At 66.6% G+C, this 13,683-nt stretch carries 17 protein-coding genes; 3 read left to right on the top strand and 14 right to left on the bottom strand.

What is annotated here, in order from left to right; translation table 11 throughout:
* Window positions 1–2 precede the first annotated feature (2 nt).
* Window positions 3–395, bottom strand: a complete 393-nt coding sequence (locus HSX14_RS22355; RefSeq protein WP_173171990.1) for a VOC family protein — start codon at window positions 393–395, stop codon at window positions 3–5.
* 124 nt (window positions 396–519) lie between these two features.
* On the opposite strand from HSX14_RS22355, the gene HSX14_RS22350 reads away from it, so the two are divergent.
* Entirely contained in the window at window positions 520–1,005 is a 486-nt protein-coding gene (locus tag HSX14_RS22350) for a GNAT family N-acetyltransferase (protein WP_173171992.1), read from the top strand.
* Between the two features lie 34 nt (window positions 1,006–1,039).
* Here the strand turns inward: HSX14_RS22350 and HSX14_RS22345 are convergent, their stop codons facing one another.
* Genes HSX14_RS22345 through HSX14_RS22320 form a run of 6 tightly spaced genes read right to left on the bottom strand, consistent with a single transcriptional unit; the run spans window position 1,040 to window position 6,224 of the window.
* Window positions 1,040–1,693, bottom strand: coding sequence for an HAD family hydrolase (locus HSX14_RS22345; RefSeq protein WP_173171994.1), 654 nt, complete (start codon window positions 1,691–1,693; stop codon window positions 1,040–1,042).
* Entirely contained in the window at window positions 1,693–2,682 is a 990-nt protein-coding gene (locus tag HSX14_RS22340) for an ABC transporter ATP-binding protein (RefSeq protein ID WP_173171996.1), read from the bottom strand. Before HSX14_RS22340 ends, HSX14_RS22345 begins: the two co-directional genes overlap by 1 nt.
* Window positions 2,679–3,476 carry an ABC transporter permease gene (locus HSX14_RS22335; RefSeq protein ID WP_173171998.1) on the bottom strand — a complete coding sequence of 266 codons (798 nt, stop codon included), beginning with the start codon at window positions 3,474–3,476 and terminating at the stop codon, window positions 2,679–2,681. The genes HSX14_RS22340 and HSX14_RS22335 overlap by 4 nt, the downstream gene beginning before the upstream one ends.
* The gene (locus HSX14_RS22330) at window positions 3,463–4,305 is read right to left on the bottom strand and encodes an ABC transporter permease (protein WP_173172000.1); all 843 of its coding nucleotides are present in this window, start codon (window positions 4,303–4,305) and stop codon (window positions 3,463–3,465) included. The genes HSX14_RS22335 and HSX14_RS22330 overlap by 14 nt, the downstream gene beginning before the upstream one ends.
* A complete protein-coding gene (locus tag HSX14_RS22325; RefSeq protein ID WP_173172002.1) occupies window positions 4,302–5,108 on the bottom strand; it encodes an alkaline phosphatase family protein in 807 nt (268 codons plus the stop codon). Before HSX14_RS22325 ends, HSX14_RS22330 begins: the two co-directional genes overlap by 4 nt.
* Window positions 5,109–5,165: 57 nt before the next feature.
* On the bottom strand, window positions 5,166–6,224 hold the full coding sequence (locus tag HSX14_RS22320) for an ABC transporter substrate-binding protein (protein ID WP_111260464.1): 1,059 nt from the start codon (window positions 6,222–6,224) through the stop codon (window positions 5,166–5,168).
* A gap of 300 nt (window positions 6,225–6,524) precedes the next feature.
* Between HSX14_RS22320 and HSX14_RS22315 the strand changes: the two genes are divergently transcribed.
* Complete coding sequence (locus HSX14_RS22315) at window positions 6,525–7,241, top strand: UTRA domain-containing protein (protein WP_173172004.1); 717 nt, start codon at window positions 6,525–6,527, stop codon at window positions 7,239–7,241.
* 180 nt (window positions 7,242–7,421) lie between these two features.
* On the opposite strand, the gene lpcA is transcribed toward HSX14_RS22315, so the two are convergent.
* From lpcA to minC, 7 genes are all read right to left on the bottom strand, one after another.
* Complete coding sequence (lpcA, locus tag HSX14_RS22310) at window positions 7,422–8,009, bottom strand: D-sedoheptulose 7-phosphate isomerase (protein ID WP_173172006.1); 588 nt, start codon at window positions 8,007–8,009, stop codon at window positions 7,422–7,424.
* Between the two features lie 14 nt (window positions 8,010–8,023).
* A complete protein-coding gene (locus tag HSX14_RS22305) occupies window positions 8,024–9,313 on the bottom strand; it encodes a M18 family aminopeptidase (RefSeq protein WP_173172008.1) in 1,290 nt (429 codons plus the stop codon).
* Between the two features lie 79 nt (window positions 9,314–9,392).
* Complete coding sequence (locus HSX14_RS22300; RefSeq protein WP_173172010.1) at window positions 9,393–10,001, bottom strand: class I SAM-dependent methyltransferase; 609 nt, start codon at window positions 9,999–10,001, stop codon at window positions 9,393–9,395.
* Window positions 10,002–10,005: 4 nt separating this feature from the next.
* Window positions 10,006–10,641, bottom strand: coding sequence for an RluA family pseudouridine synthase (locus HSX14_RS22295; RefSeq protein WP_173172012.1), 636 nt, complete (start codon window positions 10,639–10,641; stop codon window positions 10,006–10,008).
* 58 nt (window positions 10,642–10,699) lie between these two features.
* The gene (minE, locus tag HSX14_RS22290) at window positions 10,700–10,954 is read right to left on the bottom strand and encodes a cell division topological specificity factor MinE (protein ID WP_069559735.1); all 255 of its coding nucleotides are present in this window, start codon (window positions 10,952–10,954) and stop codon (window positions 10,700–10,702) included.
* A complete protein-coding gene (gene minD / locus HSX14_RS22285) occupies window positions 10,951–11,766 on the bottom strand; it encodes a septum site-determining protein MinD (RefSeq protein WP_111260470.1) in 816 nt (271 codons plus the stop codon). Before minD ends, minE begins: the two co-directional genes overlap by 4 nt.
* A gap of 100 nt (window positions 11,767–11,866) precedes the next feature.
* Window positions 11,867–12,613: a septum site-determining protein MinC gene (minC, locus tag HSX14_RS22280; RefSeq protein ID WP_111260471.1), complete on the bottom strand. Its 747-nt coding sequence runs from the start codon at window positions 12,611–12,613 to the stop codon at window positions 11,867–11,869.
* Window positions 12,614–12,755: 142 nt separating this feature from the next.
* On the opposite strand from minC, the gene HSX14_RS22275 reads away from it, so the two are divergent.
* Window positions 12,756–13,676 (top strand): lipid A biosynthesis lauroyl acyltransferase, encoded by a 921-nt coding sequence (locus tag HSX14_RS22275; protein WP_173172014.1) that lies wholly within the window; start codon window positions 12,756–12,758, stop codon window positions 13,674–13,676.
* The last annotated feature ends 7 nt before the right edge of the window (window positions 13,677–13,683 follow it).

Genomic DNA, 13,683 nt, shown 5'->3' with positions numbered 1-13,683 from the left:
CGTCATTCGGCCCGGTGGCAGCACACGCACAGCTTGTTGCCATCGGGATCGCGGAAATAGGCGCCGTAGTAGTCGGGGTGGTAGTGCGGACGCAGGCCGGGGGCGCCTTCAGAGCGTCCTCCGTTGGCCAGTGCCAGGGCGTGGCACCGGTCCACGGTGGCGCGATCCGGTGCCAGCAGCGCGACCATCTGGCCGTTGCCCGCCGTCGCCGCTTCACCGTCGAACGGCGCGCCCAGTACCAGCAGCGGGCGTGGCGCATCCGCCGGCATCCAGCCCGCCCAGGGTTGTGACGGGTCACAGAATTTCTGCGGCAGGCCCAGCGCCTCCATCAGCGGCGTGTAGAACGCCAAGGCGCGGGAGAAGTCATTGGTGCCGATGCAGACGTGAGACAGCATGAGGGGCTTTCCTGGGCGGTTGGCGAGCGCCGATTATGCGCGTCCCCCTTTCGCGGAAACCAGCGGGCGCCTAGCATGTCCGCCCTCGCGCCCAGGCGCCGACGTTCATCGACAAGGAGTTCCCGTGAGCCTTCATATCCGCGAAGCCGTGCGCAGTGATGCCAGCCAGATCCTCGCCTTCATCACCGAGCTGGCCATCTATGAGAAGGCCGAGCACGAAGTGGTCGCCACGGTGGCCGACATCGAACAGAGCCTGTTCGAAGGCGCGACCCCGGCCCACGCGCTGATCTGCGAACTGGATGGCCAGCCCATCGGCTTCGCCGTGTATTTCTACAGCTACTCTACCTGGCTGGGCCGCAAGGGCATGTACCTGGAAGACCTCTATGTCTCCCCGCAGCAACGCGGCGTGGGCGCCGGCAAGGCCCTGCTGCGCCACCTCGCGCGCCTGGCCTGCGACAGTGGCTGCGGCCGCCTGGAGTGGAGCGTGCTGGACTGGAACGAGCCCGCCATCCAGTTCTACCGCTCCATCGGCGCCAGCCCCCAGGACGAATGGGTGCGCTACCGCATGGCCGGGGACGAACTCAGGGCATTCGCCCACGGGGACCGTTGAGTCTCACTGCCCTGCGGCACTGGCGCGGCAAGGGTCAGCGCCATTCGAGGATCGGCCAGCCCGCCTGCTCGGCATGTTCGCGCAGGGCGGGGTCGGGGTTGACCACGCGGGGGTTGCTGACCTGCTTTAGCAGCGGCAAGTCGTTGCGCGAATCGGAGTAGAAGTAGGCACCGTCGAGGCTTTCGCCTTCGGCCGTCAGCCACTCGTGCAGGCGGGTGACCTTGCCTTCGCGGTAGGTGAGCACGCCGCGGGTGTTGCCGCTGTAGTGGCCGTGCCGTTCCTCCAGGTCGATGGCCAGTACTTCGTCGATCTTCAGCCGTGCGGCGATGGCGCTGACGAGGAAATGCGCCGAGGCGGAGATCACCAGGATGCGGTCGCCGGCCTCGCGGTGGCTGGCCAGGCAGCGGGTGGCGTCGCTGTGGAAGATCGGCTCGATCACGTCCTCGACGAAGGGCTCGACGACGAAGGCCACCTCCTCGGGCGTGCGACCGACCAGGGGCGACAGACTGAAGGCCATGTAGTCCTCCATCGCCAGCTTGCCCTCGGCATAGAGGGCCATCAGTTCGTGGTCCTTCCTGACGAAGGATTCGCCGTCCACCCAACCGATGGCGGCCATGTGTTCGCTCCACAGGCTCGCGCAGTCGCCGTCGATCAGGGTGTCGTCGAGGTCGAATATTGCCAGGGTCATCACGCCACCTCCCGGATCGCGCTGTCATCGATGGCAAGGCCGATGCGCTGGCCCTTGCCGTGCAGGTCGTCGGCGCTGCGGTTGAGCACGTCCACCACCAGTTCCACGCCCCGCGCCTCCACGCGATAGCGGATGACGTTGCCCAGGAGGCTGTGGCCGCGCACCTGTGCCTCGATGGCACCGTCGCTGCTCAGCGAGATGGCTTCCGGGCGTATGGCGATACGGCTGGCTATCGGGCGTGCCAGCAGGCGCGTCGCGTCTTCGGCTTCCAGCAGGTTGTAGTTGCCGATGAAGCCGGCGGCGAAGGCGTCCACCGGCGCGGTGTACAGCGTTTCGGCGTCGCCGCTCTGGACGATGCGTCCGGCGTTCATCAGGAAGATGCGGTCGGACAGGGTCAGCGCCTCCTCCTGGTCGTGGGTGACGAAGATGGTGGTCAGCCCCAGTTCCTGCTGGATGCTGCGGATCTGTTCGCGCAGGTGCTTGCGGATGCGAGCGTCCAGGGCCGAGAGCGGCTCGTCGAGCAGCAGCAGGCGCGGGCGGGTGACCAGGGAGCGGGCCAGGGCCACGCGCTGGCACTGGCCGCCGGAGAGCTGGTGCGGGTAGCGGTCGGCGTACCTGTCCAGCTCCACCATGGCCAGGGCTTCCTGCACGCGGCGGGCGCTGTCTTCCTTGCTGGTCTTCTGCATGCGCAGGCCGAAGGCGACGTTCTGCGCGGCGGTCATGTTGGGGAACAGCGCATAGCTCTGGAACACCATGCCGATGCCGCGCTTCTGCGGCGCCAGCGGCACCAGGTCCTGGCCATCGAGGAGGATCTGCCCGCCGTTGACCTCGGTGAGGCCGGCGATGCAGCGCAGCAGGGTGGACTTGCCGCAGCCGGAAGGGCCGAGCAGGGTGACGAACTCGCCCTTGCCGATCTCGCAGTCGATGTCGCTGAAGATGGGGGTCGAGCCGTAATGCTTGTGCAGGCCCTTGATGCTCAGGAAGCTCATGTCTTGTCCTTGTTTAGGCGGTTGGCTGCCCAGGTGAACAGCAGCACGAAGAAGAAGTAGGAGATCACCAGGGCGCTGTTGAAGTGGCCGCTGCTGTTCTTCATGTTGTTCAGGTAGACCTGCAGGGTCTCGTAGCGCGTGCCCACCAGCAGGTTGGCGAAGACGAACTCGCCGAAGAGGAAGGAGAACGACAGGAACAGCGAGATCATCAGGCCCTTGCGCAGGTTGGGCAGCACCACCAGCAGCGCGGCCTTCCAGGTGCTGGCGCCGAGCAGGTGGGCAGCGTCCATCAAATCGCGCAGGTTGATCGCCTGGAGGTTGTTGGTGATGGCGCGGTACATGAACGGCAGGGCGACGGTGAAGTAGCAGCCGATCAGGATCCACGGCGTGCCGACCATGGCCAGCGGGCCCGAGCCATAGAGCTGCAGCAGGCCCACCGAAGACACCACAGGCGGCACCGCGAAGGGCAGCAGGATGAGGATGTTCATCAGCGCGTCCAGCTTCGGGAAGTGGTAGTGCACCACGAACAGCAGCGGCAGGATCAGCACCACCGACAGCGCCAGGGCGCCGAAGCACACCAGCAGCGACTGGCCGAAGGCGGTGAGGAAGCGGGCGTCGCTCCACAGCGCCAGGTACCACTTGAAGGTCAGGCCGTCGGGCAGGATGGTCGCCGACCAGCTGGTGGACAGCGAGTAGAGCAGGGTGCCGGCCAGCGGCAGCAGCAGGATCAGGAACAGCAGCCAGACCACGATGCGGTGGTAGAGGCTGGCGGCGGGGGCTTCAGCGCGCGACATGGTAGCTCCTCTTCAGCAGCCACTGGTGGACGATGGTGATCAGCGCCATCAGGCCCACCAGCACCATGGCCAGGGCACTGGCGAGGTTGGGGTTCAGCGCGATGTCGCCGGCGACCATGGCGGCGATGCGGATCGGCAGCACGTTGAAGTTGCCGGTGGTCAGGGCGTAGACGGTGGCATAGGCGCCCAGGGCGTTGGCCAGCAGGATGATGAAGGTGCCCAGCAGTGCCGGGGTCAGCACCGGCAGGCCGATGTGCCGCCAGAAGTCCCAGGTGCTGGCACCGAGCAGCGAGGCGGATTCGCGCCAGTCCTCGCGCAGGGCGTCGAAGGCGGGGTAGAGCAGCAGCACGCCGAGGGGGATCTGGAAATAGGTGTAGAGCACGATCAGGCCGGTCTTGGAATAGAGGTTGAAGTCCTCGATCAGGCCGCTCTGCTTGAGCAGCAGGGTCAGCGCGCCGTTGAAGCCCAGCAGGATGATGAAGGCGAAGGCCAGGGGCACGCCGGCGAAGTTGCTGGTCATGTTGGAGAAGGCCATGACGAAGTCGCGCAGGCGGCTATCCACCTGGCGCAGCGAGTAGCTGCCGAGGATGGCGATGAGGATGCCGATCAGGCTCGACCAGAAGGAGATCTGCAGGCTGTGCTTGATCGCCTGCAGGTAGAACTTCGAGGCGAACACCTTGGCGTAGTTGCCCAGACCCCAGCCTTCGGGGCTGTTCAGGCTGTTGATCGCCACCCACGCCAGCGGCGCGATCTGGAAGGCGACGAAGAAAAGGGCGAATGGCAGCAGGCACAGCAGGGCCAGCCATTTGCCGCGGTTGGCTGAATTCACTTCAACAGCTCCCGGCAGAAGGGTTTGTCGTGGGGCACGCCGAGCAGTTCGCAGAGGGTGCCGCAGAGCTCGGTCTGTTTCGGTTGCGCGCCGGCATCGAGGCTGAAGGCGTCACCGAGGACGAACAGCGGCACCTCGCGCTCCTCCGGCAGCAGGCCGTTGTGGGAGCGGTCGGCGTTCATGCCGTGGTCGGCGGTCACCAGCACCTGGTAGCCGGCGTCGAGCCAGCGTTGCAGGTACTCGGCGAGGATCACGTCGGCCATGCGCGCGGCATTGCGGTATTGCGGGGTGTCGAGGCCGTGCTTGTGGCCGGCGTCGTCGATGTTCATCGGGTGCACCAGCAGCAGGTCCGGCGCATGGCGCACGCGCAGGCTCTCGGCGTCGGCGAACAGGTGCGAGTCCGGGTAGTGGTCCGCCCAGTAGAAGTGGCCGTGCTGAATGGGCAGCTCGGGGGCATCGGTGTGGCGGTCGCGGGCGGGGTCGAAGGGGCTGCGGTTGTACAGCTCGCTGACCCAGTGGTATGCGGCGGCGGCGGTACTGCGGCCGGCAGCGCGGGCGTAGTGGAAGACGCTGCGCTGGTTGGACAGGCGCGAGACGTCGTTGTGCACGATGCCGCTGTCGATGGGCGGCACTCCGGTGAGGATGCATTCATAGAGCGGGCGGGACAGCGCGGGCAGCTCGCATTCGAGCCGGTAGTAGGCGGCCCGGCCGGCGGCGCAGTAAGCGTGCAGGTGGCCCATTGCGTGACGGGCGACGCTGTGGCCGAGGCCGTCGAGCAGGACCAGTATGGCTTTTCGGTTCATGGGCGGGCCCCGGAAGCGACGAGGCGCCGGCAGAGGCCGGCGCCCGGTTGTCGCTCGTTATTCCATGTTGATGATGACGTTTTCCTGCCACAGGCCCGGCAGGGCCTTGGAGGTTTCTTCCCAGGCCTTGGCGTCCTTGATCGGCTTGACCTTGGCGTACTGCTCGTTGGGCAGCAGCTTGGCCTGCACCTCGGCCGGCAGGGTCAGGTGCTCGGCGCGGATCGGACGGGCGTTGCCCTTGGCCAGGTTGATCTGGCCGGCGTCGCTGAAGATGTATTCGCGGGCCAGCTTGGCGGCGTTCGGGTGCTTGGCGTACTTGTTGATGATGGTGGTGTAGCCGGAGATCACCGAACCGTCGGAGGGGATCAGCACCTCGAAGCGGCTGGGGTCGATCTGGTCGCGGTAGGACAGGCCGTTGAAGTCCCAGACGATGCCGACTTCCACTTCGCCCTTCTCCAGGGTCTGGATGGTCGGGTTGGACAGGGACAGGCGGCCCTGCTCGGCGATCTTGGCGAAGAGATCCAGGCCCGGCTGGATGTTCTTCTCGTCACCGCCCTTGGCGATGGCGGCGGCGAGGACGCCGTTGACCGCCTGGGCGGCGGCGCTGACGTCACCGATGGCGACCTTGTACTTGCCTTTCTCCAGGTCGGCCCAGGATTTCGGCGGCTCCTTCACCAGTTGCTTGTTGATGATGAAGGCGATGGAGCCGGTGTAGGCGAGGGCCCAGTGGCCGTCCTTGTCCTTGGCCCATTCCGGGACCTGCTCCCAGGTGCTCGGCTTGTAGGGCTGGGTGACGCCCTGCTGGGTGGCGATGGGGCCGAAGGCCGCGCCGACGTCGCCGATGTCGGCGGTGGCGTTGTCCTTCTCGGCCGCGAACTTGGCGATTTCCTGCGCCGAGCTCATGTCGGTGTCCATGTGCTTGAGGCCGTACTTCTTCTCCAGGTCGACCCAGGTGTCCTTCCAGTTCGCCCAGCTGTCGGGCATGCCCACGCTGTTCACCGCGCCTTCCTTGCGGGCGGCCTCCTCGAGGGTCTTGAGCGCAGCGTCATCCGCCATGGCCTGGGTGCTCAGGGCCAGGGTGGTTCCAATCAGTGAAGCCAGCAGCAGGCGTTTCATATGAAGCTCCTTAGCAGGGTTGGGTATTGGTCTAGATCAGCAACAACCAGGCCAATCTAAAGGTCCTAGATGACGGTTTGATTGCACCGCGCGATGCCGCGGGCCCCGTTCTTCCGGCGACAGCAAGCGTAGACCATGGCCGGAGGTCCGATGTGGCGGGCGTCACAAGGGTGCGCTGGCATGCAGCGTGCAAGTCAGGCGTGCTGTCACGGGACAGTCATCTAGGCTGCATAGCATGGTCACATCACCGCCAGCGTCGCACTTTTATGGTGCTGGTCTATTCCAGATTGGAGTCTTTCGATGCGCGATGAGGCGCCCCGTACCGTTACCGCCATCTGCCGCGCACTGCAGGAGCAGATCGAGCACGGCCTGCTGCCGCTGGGTGGCAAGCTGCCGGCCGAACGCAAGTTGAGCGAGCTATTCGACACCACCCGTATCACCCTGCGCGAGGCGCTCGGCCAGCTGGAGGCGCAAGGGCTGATCTACCGCGAAGAGCGTCGTGGCTGGTTCGTCTCGCCGCCTCGGGTGGCCTACAACCCGCTTATACGCAGCCACTTCCACGCCATGGTCGGCGAACAGGGCCGGGTGCCGGCCACCGAAGTGCTGAGCGCGCGGCTGATGCCGGCCACCGTGGAAATCTGCGAGCTGCTTGAGCTGCCGGCACTGTCGAGCGTCTACCTGATCCGCCGCGCACGGCGCATCGACGGGCGCCTGGTGCTCTACGTCGAGCACTACCTCAACCCGCAGTACTTCCCCGGCATCCTCGATTTCGACCTGACCCGCTCATTGACCGACCTCTATGGCAGCGAGTACGGCATCCGCTACGGCCGCGTGCGCTTCGACATGGTGCCGACGGCGCTGCACCCGGAAGCCGCCTCGACCCTGAAGGTCGCCCCCGGCAGCCCGGCGCTGCGCATCACCCGCGTCAACCGCGACCAGCACGGTCGCCTGATCGACTGCGACCTGGAGTTCTGGCGGCACGATGCGATTCACGTGAGCGTGGAGGTGCCGGAGTAAGGGCAGCTACAAGCGGCAAGCTTCAAGCTGCAAGTGGTGGAGCGAAGGGGGAGCTGTAGGAGTAGCCCGGGCTTCAGCCCGGGAACTGGAGGGAAGGGCGGGCCTGCGGCCCGCTGGGCGAATGAGTTCGCCCCTGCACGATCGTTCTTGCCGCTTGAGGCTTGTCGCTTGCGGCTGCTTCTAAGCGTAATTCTCAGGCGCGAGCCTGCGTTCGACCAGCTCGATGAGGATGTGCACCACCTTGATGTGCAGCTCCTGCACGCGGTCGGCGAAGTCGCCGCCGGGGGCGCAGATGCATACGTCGGCGAGCGCTTCCAGGGCGGAGCCCGGTTTGCCGGTGAGGGCGATGACCTTCACCCCGAGCGCCTTGGCGGCTTCGGCGGCCTTGAGCACGTTGGGGCTCTTGCCGCTGGTGCTGAAGGCCAGCAGCACGTCGCCTTCGCGGCCGTGGGACTCGATGTAGCGCGAGAAGATGTGGTCGTAGCCGAAGTCGTTGGCCACGCAGCTGATATGGCTGGCATCGCTGATGGAGATGGCGGCGATGCCCGGGCGGTTTCTGCGGTAGCGCCCGGTCAGTTCCTCGGCGAAATGCATGGCGTCGCACATGGAGCCGCCATTGCCGCAGGAGAAGGCCTTGCCCTTGGTCTCGAAGCTTTCCACCAGCAGTTCCGCCGCGCGCTCGATGCTGCGCAGGGCCTGCTCGTTGGCGATGAAGTTCTCCAGCGCCGACCGGGCTTCCTCGAGGCTGTTGCGGATGTGGCTGAGCATGCGGCTGTCTCCGTTCAAGGCAGGTCGTGGCTGGAGTAGAAGGCGGCCAGCACCTTCACCAGGTGGGCGAGGTCATGGCTGCCGGCCAGTTCGCGGATGGAGTGCATGGCGAAGGTCGGCAGGCCGATGTCCACGGTGCGCACGCCCAGCTGGCTGGCGGTGATCGGGCCGATGGTGGAGCCGCATCCCATGTCGCTGCGGGTGACGAAGCTCTGCACCGGCACTTCGTTTTCCAGGCACAGGTGGCGGAAGAAGCCGGCGGTCTCGCTGTTGGTGGCGTAGCGCTGGTTGCTGTTGATCTTGATCACCGGGCCGGCGTTGAGCTTGGGCCCGTGATTGCCGTCGTGCTTGTCGGCGTAGTTCGGGTGCACGCCGTGGGCGTTGTCGGCGGAAACCAGCAGCGAGCGCTGGACGATGCGGGTGAAGGCGTCGCCTTCGGGCATCAGGCGGCGCAGGACCTGCTCCAGGAACGGGCCGTCGGCGCCACAGGCGGAGCAGGAGCCGACTTCCTCGTGGTCGGTGCAGACCAGCACGCAGCTCTCGTCGCCCTCGGCGGCCAGCAGGGCCTGCAGGCCGGCGTAGCAGGAGAGCAGGTTGTCCAGGCGCGCCCCGGCGATGAAGTCGCCGCCGAGGCCGATCACGGCGGCGCTCTGGGTGTCGTAGAAGCTCAGTTCGTAGTCCAGCACCGCATCCGCGTTGACGCCGTGTTCCAGCGTCAGCTGCTCGGCCAGCAGGTCACGGAATTCACGGGTTTCGCCGGTGGCCAGCTGGGCCAGGATCGGCGGCAGTTCGGTCTGCGCGTTGATGGCCCAGCCCTGGTTGGCCTCACGGTTGAGGTGGATGGCCAGGTTGGGGATCACGGCGATGGGCGCCTGGAAATCCACCAGTTGGCTTTCCACCTTGCCGGCGGCGCGGTAGGTGACGCGGCCCGCGAGCGAGAGGTCGCGGTCGAACCAGGGGGCCAGCAGGGCTCCGCCATAGACTTCGACGCCCAGCTGCCAGAAGCCCTGGCGATGCAGTTCGGGGTTGGGTTTCACGCGCAGGCCGGGGCTGTCGGTGTGGGCACCGACCAGGCGCAGGCCGCCGTCGAGCATCGGGCGCTTGCCGAGGCGGACGGCGATCAGCGAGGAATCGTTGCGGGTCACGTAGTAGCGCCCACCGGCCTCGGCGCGCCAGGCGTCGCGCTCGTCGAGGTGCACATAGCCCGCGGCCTCCAGGCGCTGGGCCAGGCTGCGGGTGGCGTGGAAGGGGGTGGGAGAGGCCTTGAGGAAATCGATCAGGCCCTGGTTCAACTCTTCGCGCATATCGGACTCCAGGCGGCAGTGGGCCGGAGTTTATCGCATCGGGCTCGGTGATTAGGAGGCGCAGGGCGGTGAATTTTCACTAAGGCGGCCATAGGGCCGGCCGGGCCGGGGGGCAAGGATGCCGTGCGACAACCGAGTACAGATGCCAGCGCTTGGTGCGCCCCCGGGCGGTGGAGCCTTGACGGTCGATCACCTCGAAGTGCAGCAGCTCCCAGCCGGTGAACAGGCCGCGTACCTCGTCTTCGCCGAGGATGCTGAGTTCCGGGCCGGCCCAGTCGTCGTGCTCGCCGAAGAGGTTGCCGCAGAACAGGCCGCCGCCCGCGAGGGCGCCATCGATGCGCTGCCACAGGGCGGGGAAGTCGTCGGGGTGGCAGAAGGGCAGGGCGAAGGCGGTGTTGATGATGTCCGCCGCCGGCAGTTCGCACTCCTCGAAGCGGGCGCAGAGCGCCTGCAGGCGCGGCAGTTGCTCGGACGGCACCTGGCCGAGCAGGCGCTCGATGGCTTCGGGGGCGCGGTCGATGGCCAGAACCTCCCAGCCACGACGGAGCATTTCCAGGGTGTCGCGACCGGCGCCGCAGCCCAGGTCGATGCCACGCGTGCCCGGGCGGCCAAGGGCTTCGATCGCCATCACCAGGGTCGGCCAGGGCGGGGCACCCTGGGTGCGGTCGTAGTAGAGGCTGTCGGTCATCGCCTCAGAACGGCGCCGGGCATTCGAAGCGCAGGCGCTCGCCGGTCACCGGGTGGCTGAAGGCGAGCATGCTGGCGTGCAGGCACAGGCGCTCGTGGGCCGCCAGCGCTTCTTCGTGGGCGTAGAGGCGATCGCCCAGCAACGGATGGCCGATGGAGAGCATGTGCACGCGCAACTGGTGGGAGCGGCCGGTGATGGGGGTGAGCTCGACGCGGCAGTGGTTGCCGCAACGCTCCAGCACGCGCCAGAAGGTCAGGGCGTGGCGGCCCTGCTCGTGGTCGACGACGTGGCGCGGCTTGGTCGGCGGGTCGTAGCGCAGTGGCAGTTCGATACGGCCGCTGTCCTGTTCGGGCTGGCCCCAGCAGAGCGCGGTGTAGGCCTTCTCGGTCTCGCGGTCGTGGAACTGGCGGGACAGCTCGCGGTGGCTGTCGGGATTGCGGGCCAGGAGGATGATGCCCGAGGTTTCCCAGTCCAGGCGGTGGACGATGAGGGCTTCCGGGTAGCCGTTCTCCTGCAGGCGGGTGATCAGGCAATCCTTGTTGTCATCGGCGCGGCCCGGCACGGAAAGCAGCAGGGTCGGCTTGTTGATGACCAGGAAGGCCGGGTCCTGGTGGAGTATCTGGATCTGCGAGAGGGGCATGGGTCTGTTCCGGAAATGACGACGGCGGCCGAGGCCGCCGTCTGGCACCGCAACCCGATCAGCGATCGGGCAGGGTGATGTTCAACTCGAGGATGGAGCAGTTGCCCTGGTCCTCGAGCATGACCTGGACCTGGTCCTGGTCGATGTTGACGTACTTGCGGATCACCTCGACCAGTTCCTTCTGCAGGGCCGGGAGGTAGTCCGGCTGGCTGCGCTGGCCGCGCTCGTGGGCGACGATGATCTGGAGTCGTTCTTTAGCGATCGAAGCGCTGTTCTGCTTCTTCCGCTCGCGAAAGAAGTCAAGAATATTCATTCACGGCCTCCAAAAAGGCGTTGCAAGAGTCCTTTCTTCTGAACGTCGAGGAACCGGTGGGGCAGTTCCTTGCCGAGCAGGCGATCGACAGCATCACTGTACGCCTGGCCGGCGTCGCTCTGCTCGTCGAGGATGACCGGAACCCCCTGGTTGGATGCCTTGAGCACCGCCTGGGATTCCGGGATGACACCGAGCAGGTGGATGGCGAGGATTTCCTCGACGTCCTCGACACCGAGCATTTCGCCCTTGGTGACGCGCTCCGGGTTGTAGCGGGTGAGCAGCAAGCGCTCCTTGATCGGGTCCTCGCCCTTCTCGGCGCGGCGCGACTTGCTGGCCAGCAGGCCGAGCATGCGGTCGGAGTCGCGTACCGAGGAGACTTCCGGGTTGGTCACGACAATCGCCTCATCGGCGTAGTACATGGCCAGGTGGGCACCTTTCTCGATGCCGGCGGGGGAGTCGCAGACGACGTATTCGAAGTTCTGCGCCAGTTCTTCGATGACCTTGCCGACGCCTTCGAGGGTCAGCGCATCCTTGTCGCGGGTCTGGCTGGCGGCCAGGACGTAGAGGTTCTCGAGGCGCTTGTCCTTGATCAGGGCCTGGGTCAGGGTCGCTTCGCCGTTGATGACGTTGACGAAGTCGTACACCACGCGGCGTTCACAGCCCATGATGAGGTCGAGATTACGCAGGCCGACGTCGAAGTCGACGATGACGGTTTTGTGCCCGCGCAGAGCGAGGCCGGTGCCGATGGCGGCGCTGGTGGTGGTTTTGCCCACGCCACCCTTGCCGGACGTGACAACGAGGATCTTGGCCAAGGTGATTCACCCCAAATAATAAGAAAATCGGGAACTTGCAGGCCTTTGATCGGCCGTCCTGGCTCCCGTTCAGGTCCCTGAAAATTCGCGGCAGTATCCGTTAAAGACGGGTGATGTTCAACACGTCTCCCGACAGGCTGACCTGCACCGAATGCCCCCAGAGCGGCTCGCGGCGGAGGTCTTCGGCGACCTTGTACTGGCCGGCCACCGAGACCAGTTCGGCGGCCAGTTGCTGGCAGAAGATCCGGGCCTTGGTGTCGCCCTTGATGCCGGCCAGCGCCCTGCCGCGCATGGGACCGTACACATGGATGTTGCCGTCGGCGAGAAGTTCCGCGCCGGGGCTCACCGGGGCGACCACCACCAGGTCGCCGCCGGGGGCGTAGATCTGCTGGCCGCCGCGCACCGGCGTGGTCACCACCTTGGTCGGGCGGCTCACGGGTTCGGCGGGTTTTTCAGGGGCCTTCTCGACTTTCTTCGCGCCCGGCTCCACCGGGTCGATGACCCGCTCGCGGGCACCTGAGGGCGGCAGCACGGGGATGTCGAGGGCGTTGGCGGCGGCGATGTCCTGGTCGCGGTTGGCGCGGATGGCCAGGGTGCGCAGGCCGTGCCGGCGGCAGACGTCGAGGAGGGCGACGAGGTCCAGCTGGCCTTCACTGGCCGGCAGCTTGTCCAGGGCCATCACCAGCGGGGTGTTCTGGAAGAAGTTGGGGGCCTGGGCGACCTTTTCGGCCAGTTGCCGGTCGAGGCGTTCGAGGTCGTTGTGCGCCAGTTCCATCACGGTGATGGCGAGCATGCTGCCCTTGAGCTGGAACACGGGATCTTGGTCGAGGAGGTCAGCTTGGCTCATGGTCGTTCTGCAGGGTCTGGTGGGCAGGACTTATAGCGAGATCGCCGGGCCGTCGCAAGAAGCGCGGCCCGGGATGGGCGCCGGCCGACGGCTAATTCTGTAGAATGCCGGCCTTTGCCCACACAGCCTTACGGACCCACCGATGCAACGTCCCCGCTTCCGCGCTGCCTTTCTCCACCCGCGCTTCTGGCCCCTGTGGCTGGGCCTGGCGGTGCTGTGGCTGATCGTCCAGCTGCCGTATCCCGTCCTGTTGCGACTGGGGCGGGTCCTGGGCGCGTCGATGCAGCGGTTCGCCGGTTCGCGTCGCCACATCGTCCGGCGCAACCTGGAGCTGTGTTTCCCCGCGTTGTCCGTCGCCGAGCGCGAGCGCCTGCTCAGGGAGAACTTCGCCTCCACCGGCATCGCCTTCTTCGAGATGGCCATGAGCTGGTGGTGGCCGGCCGCGCGCTTGCGCAAGCTGGCCCATATAGAAGGCCTGGAGCACTTGCGCCAGGCCCAGGCGGAAGGCCAGGGCGTGATCCTCATGGCGCTGCACTTCACCACCCTGGAGATCGGCGCCGCGCTGCTCGGCCAGGTGCACACCATCGACGGCATGTACCGCGAGCACAAGAACCCGCTGTTCGACTTCGTCCAGCGCCAGGGACGCGAGCGCCACAACCTCGACGCCACGGCCATCGAGCGCGAGGACGTGCGCGCCATGCTCAAGGTGCTGCGCGCCGGGCGCGCCATCTGGTATGCGCCGGACCAGGACTACGGCCGCAAGCAGAGCCTGTTCGTGCCGCTGTTCGGCATCACCGCCGCCACCGTCACCGCCACCACCAAGTTCGCCCGCCTGGGCCGCGCGCGGGTGCTGCCCTTCACCCAGGAGCGCCTGGCCGACGGCTCCGGCTACCGCCTGGTGATCCACCCGCCGCTGGCCGATTTCCCCGGCGAGAGCGAGGAAGCCGACTGCCTGCGCATCAACCAGTGGATCGAGCAGGCGGTGAGCCGCCTGCCCGAGCAGTACCTCTGGGCCCATCGCCGCTTCAAGACCCGGCCGGAAGGCGAGCCGAAGCTCTACTGAGCAGCGC

The sequence above is a fragment of the Pseudomonas tohonis genome, assembly GCF_012767755.2.
Classification (GTDB): Bacteria; Pseudomonadota; Gammaproteobacteria; order Pseudomonadales; family Pseudomonadaceae; genus Metapseudomonas; species Metapseudomonas tohonis.
Note: the sequence above shows the minus strand (reverse complement) of the source record. Positions and strands in the feature narration are given on the sequence as shown.

Bases quoted from the DNA above. Each gene is read 5' to 3' on its own strand.
- HSX14_RS22320 (WP_111260464.1), bottom strand. From the start codon at position 6,224: ATGAAACGCCTGCTGCTGGCTTCACTGATTGGAACCACCCTGGCCCTG.
- HSX14_RS22300 (WP_173172010.1), bottom strand. From the start codon at position 10,001: ATGACCGACAGCCTCTACTACGACCGCACCCAGGGTGCCCCGCCCTGG.
- HSX14_RS22325 (WP_173172002.1), bottom strand. From the start codon at position 5,108: ATGAACCGAAAAGCCATACTGGTCCTGCTCGACGGCCTCGGCCACAGC.
- HSX14_RS22335 (WP_173171998.1), bottom strand. From the start codon at position 3,476: ATGTCGCGCGCTGAAGCCCCCGCCGCCAGCCTCTACCACCGCATCGTG.
- HSX14_RS22340 (WP_173171996.1), bottom strand. From the start codon at position 2,682: ATGAGCTTCCTGAGCATCAAGGGCCTGCACAAGCATTACGGCTCGACC.
- HSX14_RS22305 (WP_173172008.1), bottom strand. From the start codon at position 9,313: ATGCGCGAAGAGTTGAACCAGGGCCTGATCGATTTCCTCAAGGCCTCT.
- HSX14_RS22315 (WP_173172004.1), top strand. From the start codon at position 6,525: ATGCGCGATGAGGCGCCCCGTACCGTTACCGCCATCTGCCGCGCACTG.
- HSX14_RS22295 (WP_173172012.1), bottom strand. From the start codon at position 10,641: ATGCCCCTCTCGCAGATCCAGATACTCCACCAGGACCCGGCCTTCCTG.
- HSX14_RS22355 (WP_173171990.1), bottom strand. From the start codon at position 395: ATGCTGTCTCACGTCTGCATCGGCACCAATGACTTCTCCCGCGCCTTG.
- minE (WP_069559735.1), bottom strand. From the start codon at position 10,954: ATGAATATTCTTGACTTCTTTCGCGAGCGGAAGAAGCAGAACAGCGCT.
- HSX14_RS22275 (WP_173172014.1), top strand. From the start codon at position 12,756: ATGCAACGTCCCCGCTTCCGCGCTGCCTTTCTCCACCCGCGCTTCTGG.
- HSX14_RS22345 (WP_173171994.1), bottom strand. From the start codon at position 1,693: ATGACCCTGGCAATATTCGACCTCGACGACACCCTGATCGACGGCGAC.
- minC (WP_111260471.1), bottom strand. From the start codon at position 12,613: ATGAGCCAAGCTGACCTCCTCGACCAAGATCCCGTGTTCCAGCTCAAG.
- lpcA (WP_173172006.1), bottom strand. From the start codon at position 8,009: ATGCTCAGCCACATCCGCAACAGCCTCGAGGAAGCCCGGTCGGCGCTG.